The organism is Coleofasciculus sp. (assembly GCF_046539235.1).
Classification (GTDB): domain Bacteria; phylum Cyanobacteriota; class Cyanobacteriia; order Cyanobacteriales; family Coleofasciculaceae; genus Coleofasciculus.
In genome coordinates this window covers 1-8,868 of sequence record NZ_JBKHHI010000282.1, presented here as the reverse complement: position 1 = coordinate 8,868, position 8,868 = coordinate 1, and the positions used below count along the sequence as shown (strand labels likewise).

At 45.5% G+C, this 8,868-nt stretch carries 7 protein-coding genes and 2 pseudogenes; 2 read left to right on the top strand and 7 right to left on the bottom strand.

Features of this window, described 5'->3' with window-relative positions; all coding sequences use genetic code 11:
* Nucleotides 1-662: Uma2 family endonuclease (locus tag ACLFWI_RS21220; RefSeq protein WP_446414566.1), on the bottom strand; the 662-nt coding region annotated here is incomplete at its 3' end.
* 297 nt (nt 663-959) lie between these two features.
* Between ACLFWI_RS21220 and ACLFWI_RS21215 the strand changes: the two genes are divergently transcribed.
* Nucleotides 960-2,810, top strand: a complete 1,851-nt coding sequence (locus ACLFWI_RS21215) for an ABC transporter ATP-binding protein (protein ID WP_446414565.1) — start codon at nt 960-962, stop codon at nt 2,808-2,810.
* A gap of 50 nt (nt 2,811-2,860) precedes the next feature.
* Here the strand turns inward: ACLFWI_RS21215 and ACLFWI_RS21210 are convergent, their stop codons facing one another.
* The 6 genes and pseudogenes from ACLFWI_RS21210 to ACLFWI_RS21185 all read right to left on the bottom strand — a co-directional run bounded on the left by ACLFWI_RS21210 (nt 2,861) and on the right by ACLFWI_RS21185 (nt 7,274).
* Nucleotides 2,861-3,565 carry an after-VIT domain-containing protein gene (locus tag ACLFWI_RS21210; RefSeq protein WP_446414564.1) on the bottom strand — a complete coding sequence of 235 codons (705 nt, stop codon included), beginning with the start codon at nt 3,563-3,565 and terminating at the stop codon, nt 2,861-2,863.
* Between the two features lie 2 nt (nt 3,566-3,567).
* Nucleotides 3,568-4,698 (bottom strand): annotated as a pseudogene (locus ACLFWI_RS21205) (VIT domain-containing protein); the annotation flags it as partial.
* Nucleotides 4,699-4,809: 111 nt separating this feature from the next.
* Nucleotides 4,810-4,926: pseudogene (locus ACLFWI_RS21200) on the bottom strand (FHA domain-containing protein); the annotation flags it as partial.
* A gap of 1,515 nt (nt 4,927-6,441) precedes the next feature.
* Nucleotides 6,442-6,642, bottom strand: coding sequence for a hypothetical protein (locus tag ACLFWI_RS21195; protein ID WP_446414563.1), 201 nt, complete (start codon nt 6,640-6,642; stop codon nt 6,442-6,444).
* A gap of 60 nt (nt 6,643-6,702) precedes the next feature.
* On the bottom strand, nt 6,703-6,984 hold the full coding sequence (locus tag ACLFWI_RS21190) for a helix-turn-helix transcriptional regulator (protein WP_446414562.1): 282 nt from the start codon (nt 6,982-6,984) through the stop codon (nt 6,703-6,705).
* Between the two features lie 23 nt (nt 6,985-7,007).
* On the bottom strand, nt 7,008-7,274 hold the full coding sequence (locus ACLFWI_RS21185; RefSeq protein ID WP_198016536.1) for a helix-turn-helix transcriptional regulator: 267 nt from the start codon (nt 7,272-7,274) through the stop codon (nt 7,008-7,010).
* Between the two features lie 492 nt (nt 7,275-7,766).
* Here ACLFWI_RS21185 and ACLFWI_RS21180 point away from each other — a divergent pair, with 492 nt between their 5' ends.
* The gene (locus tag ACLFWI_RS21180) at nt 7,767-8,774 is read left to right on the top strand and encodes an NB-ARC domain-containing protein (protein WP_446414567.1); all 1,008 of its coding nucleotides are present in this window, start codon (nt 7,767-7,769) and stop codon (nt 8,772-8,774) included.
* Nucleotides 8,775-8,868 lie beyond the last annotated feature (94 nt).

Genomic DNA, 8,868 nt, shown 5'->3' with positions numbered 1-8,868 from the left:
CGTTGATGTTCAGCTTCTTCGGGTAATAAAACTAAATTCCCCTCTGGGTCATAAAATCGTAACCACGGTGCTGTTTCTTTTTGGATAATTCCTTGCCAAATTCCTAACCATAAGCCTAAGGTTTCGCACCATAACCATCCTGACTCATTCGGAACCAACGGTTGATAACGTAAATTTGCATCCAACCGCCATCCCTGTAAAGAGTCGGGATTAAACGGGTCAAACACAAAATAATCCGGTGTTCTAAACGTTCCTTCGTAAATATCCTTTTTTGCCCCAATATCCGCATTGGCTGTAGACGCCGACATCAGTTCAATAATCACATCCGGGTAACGCCCCTCTTCATCCCAGACTACCCAACCTTGGCGAGAACGGCTTCCATCCACATTCAATACCACAAAAAAATCGGTTCCTCGGAAATCCCGATTTCGTGCCTGGGTGCGACTATAATAAATGAACATATTACCACCCACAAAGTAATCCTCGCGCTGTGCCAAGGCTTGGTGGGTTAACTGAATCAACAGATTCATAGCAATGCGATGGCGGTTACTTTCCAAGGGTTCTCCATCATCAAAAATTAAATCAGTCGGTGGCATTTGGGGTTCCCAGTCCACCACGGGAGGTGTTGGGGAACTCTGAGTTTGAGTCGTCTCTGTTGACATAATCCAACTCCTCCATCTGTAAGATTCTGTCTTCTTATGTTATCGCGTTTCTGGTAACAGGTAAGTAATATCATGTCCAGTTGAATACCCATAATTACAGTGATGAGGAGTAGGGGCTTGGTAACCAGGTCCCTACATTTTTATTAGGGGTGAGAAAGCCGGAAATCATATAAGTAGTCGGACAAGAGAAAACGTTACACCTACTTAGAAACTTCTGCGGTGACAGGAAAGTCTTGGTAGAAACGATGAAAGCTGATAGCGTGAGACAGAGGAAAATTGCATTTGGGTGATTATACATTGAAAACCCGTTCTCATTACTGGCAACTGTTGCCTTATCTTCGCCCTCAAAGAGTTACCATTGGGCAAGCCTTAGCTTGTACTGTGGGATTTGTCGCCGTGTGGCCCCTCCTGGCTTGGCTAGCGGGGCGGATTGCGGCTTATGTGGGACAAGGAAATGTGGACGCGATCGCACAAGTTGCTGGAATTGCTGCTTTAATTTTCTTGGGTCAGAAGCTGGCACAGTATGGGCAAGACACCCTAATGGCAAAGGCGGCTTTGTCGATTACACTGGATTTGCGGAAAAATGTCTACGCCCACCTGCAAACCCTGAGTCTGGACTACTTTGAAACTACTAGAACCGGGGACTTATCCTATCGACTCACTGAGGATATTGACCGCATTGGCGAGGTGGTGAACAAGTTCTTTCACCAGTTTCTCCCTAGCGTCTTACAGTTAATTGCGGTCTTCGCTTACGTGGTTTACCTTAACTGGCAGCTTACCCTAGGTATTGTACTCATTGCCCCGCTAATGGGTCTATTAATTGGCTGGTTTGGTGAACGGATGCGCCAATTTTCCCGGCGGAGTCAAAATCGGGTGTCGGATTTATCGGCGTTGCTGATTGAAGTCTTTAGTGGGATTCGGTTAGTCCAAGCGTTTGCGGCTGAAGATTACACATTAGAGCGATTTAGTCAAGAGGCAGAACACAATCGAAACGCTAAGTATGCGGCGGAACGGTTAAAGGCGATTCAGTTTCCGGTGGTGGGGTTTCTGGAGGCGATGTGCCTGTTATTGGTATTTTTACTAGGGGGATGGCAAATTGCCCAAGGTAACTTGACTGGGAGTGAATTTGTCAGCTACGGTGCGGCGGTTGCCATGCTCATTGATCCGATCGCGATCGTTACTAGTAACTATAACGAATTTAAGCAGGGTGAGGCATCGGTTGATCGCATCTTTGAACTGTTTGCGATTGTGCCAACGGTGATCGAAAAAGAGGGTGCGATGATTCTACCCCCGGTTACGGGTAAAGTCGAATATCGTCAGATTAGCTTTGCCTACACTCAAGCCCAAGAGAACTTAGAAAGGGCGGGTTTTGAAGAAACGTTATCATCAATAGCTGGCGCGAATTCCCTAAACCCGCCCCTACAGACTCAAAAATCAGACGTAGCCGACTACATTTCTACAGGTAAAACGCCTTGGGTGCTGAAAGACTTAAGTTTTCTCGCCCAGCCAGGAGATGCGATCGCACTGGTTGGCGCATCGGGTGCGGGTAAAACCACATTAGTTAATTTACTTCCCCGTTTCTATGATCCGCAAGCTGGAGAAATCCTGATTGATGGGATTAATATCCGAGACGTTACCCTAAAAAGCCTACGGCGACAAATTGGCATTGTTCCCCAGGAAACCACCCTATTTTCCGGCACAATTGCCCAGAATATTGCCTTTGGTCAAAAAGACTTCGACTTAGACGCTGTTCAAGACGCCGCCCAAATAGCCAATGCTCACCAATTTATTATCCAATTCTCCCAAGGGTATCACACCTGGGTGGGAGAACGGGGAATTAACCTATCTGGGGGACAACGACAACGACTGGCGATCGCGCGGGCGGTTCTCCTCAATCCCAGTATTCTCATCTTAGATGAAGCCACCTCTGCCTTGGATTCAGAATCGGAAGCCTTAGTCCAAGAAGCATTAGACCGGATTATGAAAGAGCGCACCGTCTTTATTATCGCCCATCGCCTCACCACTGTGCGCCGCGCTGACCGAATTTTAGTCATGGAACAGGGACAGATTATCGAGTCAGGAACCCATGCCGAATTGTTAGAGCGAGGGGGACGTTATGCGCGATTCTATGCTCAACAGTTTACTTAGGGTCTGCTGATGGCGCGTCTGGAAGCAGGGGGAGATGGAGGGGCAAATCTTTATGATTGAATCCCTATCACTAGGCGAACTTTATCAACAGTTGCTTGAGGAGGATGCCAAGTCAGAAGCGATCGCCGAATCGCCTCTGTTACGTCTTGATCGTTTACAGATGAGGCTTCCTGGTCAAAAATTAGTTGTCGCACAGGACCTTGGCTAATGTAGAACTCAAAGACGAGATTTCCCTTGACACCTGGAGGTAACTGGATCGATTGTAGATGTTGAGTCAAACGTGCGATCGCATCTTTATTTAATCCAGTCGCGCTAACAATTTGTAGGCGATTATCTTTAGATTCAGCTTTCGTCACATCAGCTTCAATTTCTGGAGTCCGCGATTGGGCTGACCTTGACTCAAAGATAAGAGTGTATTCAGCATCATCTAACATCTGTTCATCTCTATCCCACCTTTCCTCCTCTTCCGCCACCATACCGGGATCAATTAGGGTGATATCAAACTCATCCGGCGGTTCTGAAGGACTCTCCTCAAACTCGTAGGTCGCTTCTACTTCTACATCTCCAAAAATTCCCTGATAGCTAATCCCTTCCGGCATTTCCACGGGGACTTGTACAGAAACAGAACGATCATTGGGATTGACGCGCACTTCATCGCTGACGGCAATAAAGGCGGTATATTGGCACAAGAGTTGATAGGTTAAAGCCGTATCCGTGACAGTCTCTACGCCAACCTTTGTCTCTCCCTTCACCATTTGATATACTTCATGGCGCTGTTGCGGTTTTTTTCTGTATTCGCCAAGGGAACGGGTGAAAGTTGGCGGGTAGTATCTGAGAAATCGATAATGGTGAACGTATCGTGGGGATTGAGTCCGTTGATAAAGCGGCGCATTAATTCTTGACATTTGGTTAAGGGTTCACCACTTTGAGAACCTGAGGTATCAATCAAAAACACTACATCTTTGGGAACCAACTGATCGGGGTTATACTCAATCGCTGGAATCAAATAAACCGCAAAATGTCCGCCACGAGTATCGGTTTGAGAGAGGACTGTGGTTCGCTTGCGATCGCCTGCGACTTGATAGCGTAAAATTAGGTCTTTATTGGCAATCGTGTCTCGGCGAGATAGCGTGACTCGCATCCGCTGATCTTGGCGTTCAATTTGAATCTGGTGTGAGGGAGAATACACCTCTTTAATCTCAACCCCAGCCTCAATGTCTACAGTCACATTAATATCATGTCCCGAACGAGTTCCATCGGGTAAAATTGGCGCATTTAAGCGGGAAGCATCTGGCACTAAATCGGTGTCTTTATTCAGTGTCATCGGTGCAGGTGCTGAACCCCCACCTGTGGTATTCTCATCAATCGTGGTTCCAGGAATATAACGAGGTCCTACTACCATAGGAAAAACAAACTCGTAATTTCCCCCAGTAAATTTTAAGCTATCGGTGTAGCGAATCATCACATCAATTTGCTCACCGGGTTGGATATTAGCCAAGGATTGGGTAAAAATGTTAGCCCGTTCCTGTTCTAGCAATCCGGCGGTGCGTCCTTGCTTTTTGGCTTGTTCGTAAATGGCTACTGCTTCTTGGCGTTTTTTGATGTTACCTTTAATTATGCGATCGCCGATGCGAATCTCCATATCATCAACGGCGGCTTCATCGGGTAAGGGGAAGATGTAGGTGGCTTCTAGGGGAGTGGAAAAAGGATTCTCAAAGGTTTGTGTCACCTCTACCCGTGAGACATTACCCGTCACCTTGGCTTGTACATCAGTATGCTTCAGGGGAAAGACTAGTGGGTTACCTTTTTCAGATTTAACGTATAAACCACCTAAGTTTGGTGATGGGGATGGAAGAGATGATTTAGCCTTTTTGGTTTTATATTTCATTTTCCATTGACCTGATCTTTCAAGTCGGTAGTATTTCGCACTGACATTGGGACCAAAAACAATCTCATCTTCATCTTCAAGATCATGGACTGGACATTTTTGACCATTAACTAATAGTCCATTAGCACTTTGCTGACCTTTGGCATTACCATCAACAACCTTGTAAACACAACTGCAATCGTCTCTAATTTGTCGAATTAATGTTGCATGATGGCGAGATATAAACATTGAGTGGATGCGGATATCGCATTGTGGATCTCTACCTAGGGAATAGACCGATTCTTCCAAGGTATATTCTTTGCGTCCCTTGTCGTCTTCAATAATCAACAAATGGGTGGATGGATTTAGCATGATGGTTCTCCTTTTTTCAGTAAGCCCCGACACCCGCCAAGAACTCAAGTTCTTGGCTAAAAGCTTAAGTCCATTAAAATGGACTATAATTTTTATCTAGTCAACTCGATTCTGACTTGAGCTTGAGTTCCTTGGGTTTCAATTCAAGGCGGTTTAACACTTTTGTCTGTCCATCCTCAGCATAAGGGTGGTTTTGAGGGGAAACTGTTCAGTCTTTGACTCACCCTTTGACTCAGTAATTGACTCAGTAGAGGTTGTGGTATTGTATCGCTACCCGATGGGGCTGATACCAAATCCGGGTTAGCCACCCCCTTTATAATCTACTCCGCGCAGGCGGACTTTGTTTGTGTAGCAGCGATTTCAATCGCCTCCTCTTGCTGGAGTTTAGACCCAATCCGAAACTACATATAGGGTGTGAGCAACGCTTACCTTCCCCATTTCATTTTGATTATTATTCTCATACACGGACGACCAGGAATTCAAATACATGGCTTAGTTTTCAGGGTATGTGGCGCAACGAAGGGAGGTAAGTTTTGAGTGAGAGATTGGGAGATTTGTAGATTGTGTAGGGGCGGGTTTCACTACTATATTTTCGGTTTCACCAGGATGTGAATAAACCCGCCCAGACGCGCCATGGCGCGTCTCTACGCAGGTTTATAGAATTCCCGTGAAAAGTTAGAAATACATAGAGGCGTTAATTCTCTATGCAAAGGATGAAAAGATAAGAATTCTTGGGGAAATTATTTACTTCTCTGTGTCAATCTGTGTCCCCCACTATTCAGGGTTCTGTCTGCGTCATCCCTTCTGTGTCCTCTGTGTTTTTGTCAATACTTAGTTATAATTCTTATTGTAAGTTTAACAAAATACATGCGTCCAATGGTACATTGGGCATGAGACAAGAATCATGAACTATACAAAGTTTTTACGAAAACTCAAGGGGTTTAGCAGTGCCTATATTATTTTTGCCCACAATAAGCCCACCATAGATAGTATACCTGAAAACCGCACAATCCCCTCACAATCGCTGTAACCCCTGCAATTTCGTAGCTTTTTCCCAAAAAGAGGTAAAAAACGAGCAATTATGACGTTTTGTTGAGACGAGACTCTGATAGAAAAATTTAAACCGTTCTGGAGGAAAGAGTGGTTTAAATTATCAGAACTTGACAAATTGAGCCGAAATGAAATCGAGTCAAGGGAAGCATAACAGTAGCGAAGCCGAAAGAAAAAGCCAAGGGGTATCTAGTGCATAGTGGTGATCAAAAGAAGTGCGATCGCCCAGGGATGATCTGACACTATCCAGTCTCCGGATAGACAAGAATTAGGAGAAGGAGAAAAAATCACAGCACAAAAGAAGTGGCTTGATAAAATTCTGCCCGGAGTTTAAACTCCGGGCTAATAGCTTAAGTCCTTAGTTTCTTTTCTCGACCTTGTAAACAATTCTTGCTGATATTGAATTTGTGCATCAATTCCTTGAAATTCAAATCCAGGAAACTGAATAGGATTAATATTTAGCTCAACCTGTAGAGCTTCACCAAGGTAGTCAGATAGCTCATTTGATATCTGTTGAATATCTTTTTGAATCTTTTGTACCAATTTCTCTCGAATCTGACTGCCTAGACTCACCTGCGCGAAAGTAGCTAACTTAGCAACAGTCTAGCTGAACAAAACAAAGAATGAGAAGGGTAATTCCTCAGAATGCGATCGCGGTGATGCCAAATCATCAGGTAAGTCATCGATACTCCAGCACAATACTCGACAGAGTGCTTTTACCTGCGGCAGAGTTAACTTAGCCTCCTTATACCGTCCTGTCTCCCAGTTGCTAACTGTCTGCACAGACACATCGACAGCCATAGCAACATCCCTTTGAGTTAGACCCAACTCATCTCTACGCTGCTTCAGGGGAGACTCTTGCTCTTGCCGTTGTACTTCTGTCATGTTCACACAAACTATCAGATGTTTTAATCACCATCACCATCAGGAACACCAGTGACATCTATACCTAACGCACTACAGACAGTCTGAATTGAAACTCCTAGCTCGCGAGCCAAAGCAACTGCCCGATCCACTCTGGGCAGTTTGACCCCATTTTCCCAGTCGTAAATCTGGCGCTCAGAAACTCCCATACGGTTTCCAAGTTCAGCTCGGGTAAGTCCCGCAGCTTCTCTGAATAGTCTTAATTGAGATTTCCCTTCGTTTGAATCAGTCATAGCGGAACTAAAATTCATGAACTTTAGCTCTTGACAAGGACAAGTAACCGGAGCTAAAGTTCATGTTGTTAACAGGATATAAAGACCAGTAGGTTTAGCTGGTTCCGTCAAGTTACAGCTTAACTGGCTGGTCTTTCCCTAGTTAGTGTCTCATCTTTAATCAAATGAAGCGAAGCATCCTTTGGTCTCCCCCGTGCAAAAAACGCGAAGCAACATCTGGCTTCCCCCGTGCAACAGAAGCGAAGCATCCTTGGGTCTCCCCCTTTTTAAGGGGGACGGAAGGGGGATCAAAAAGGGAAGAGGGGGATCTAAAAGGGGGACGGAAGGGGGATCAAAAAGGGAAGAGGGGGATCTATAAGGGAAGAGGGGGATCTGAAGGGGGACTTTGATCTACTGTACTTTATTACAGCGCAAAGAGCTGTAAGGGCGGGTTTTGTTGAACAGTTATCGGCGGGGTAAGCGCATTTTAGTCCCTAAACCCGCCCCTACAATTGATAAACGTGCGTAGGTATCAGTGATTGGCAAGCGATCGCACAATTCCCAGAACACCTCAACCTTAATTTACCAGAACTCCCGTCTCCCCTGATTGACTGGGATGAAGCGCCGGATCTGGATCATTTCTATGGACGAATTCAACCGTTAAATCAGTTAGAGGAGTGGATTACTACAGATAATTGTAAACTGGTGGCAATCGTAGGAATGGGTGGAATTGGCAAAACCGCCCTCACCGTTGCTCTATGCGATCGCATCCAGTCCGACTTTGATTGTCTCTTATGGCGATCGCTAACTTACCAACCCTCCCTGCTAACGCTACTCGATAGTATCCTGAATACCTTTGAACCAACCGTTATTCAAGATATTCAGTCAGGAATAAGGCAACTGAGGCATCATCTACAACAGCGTCGCTGTCTACTGGTACTTGATGGGTTTGATTCGGTGTTGCACCAGAAAGACAATATTGAGGACTACAGTAAATTGTGGCAAACCTTAAGCCACAACCGCCATCAGAGTTGTCTTCTAATTACCAGTCGCGAACAACTCCCCAGATTTGATGCGATCGCGGCTAACTCGAAAGGGGTTCGCTGTTTAACCTTGCAAGGCTTAGAACAGGCTGATGCAATGGCATTACTGCAAACTGGCGGATTCACGGGTCAAGAACAGGGATTATCGGCTCTGTGCCAACTGTACCGGGGTAATCCATTGGCATTGAAAACCATAATACCGTTGATTCAGTCGATTTTTGCCGGGAATGTTACCGCGTTTCGCCTCCAGAATACTATCGTTATCGGCGATCGCCTGCAAGCGTTACTCACCCAGCAATTCGATAGATTGTCTGAATCTGAACGATCCATTGCCTACTGGTTAGCCATTTGGCAGGAACCGATCACATTATGCCGATTACAAAGCCATTTGCTCTATGCTTCTGATCCGAGTGCCGTTTTAACTGGGATTGCGGCGTTAGAGACGCGATCGCTCCTAGAAAAACGATTCAGCGCTGATACACCCTCCTTTACCTGACTACATCTGACTATATTCTTATTGAAACTTTACAATACTAAATTCAGAACAGACCACGTCACCGCCCCCACAATCCCATCTGCAGTCATCCCCT

Coding starts and splice junctions, on each gene's coding strand:
- ACLFWI_RS21190 (WP_446414562.1), bottom strand. CDS start 6,984: ATGACAGAAGTACAACGGCAAGAGCAAGAGTCTCCCCTGAAGCAGCGT.
- ACLFWI_RS21210 (WP_446414564.1), bottom strand. CDS start 3,565: ATGGTGAAGGGAGAGACAAAGGTTGGCGTAGAGACTGTCACGGATACG.
- ACLFWI_RS21185 (WP_198016536.1), bottom strand. CDS start 7,274: ATGAATTTTAGTTCCGCTATGACTGATTCAAACGAAGGGAAATCTCAA.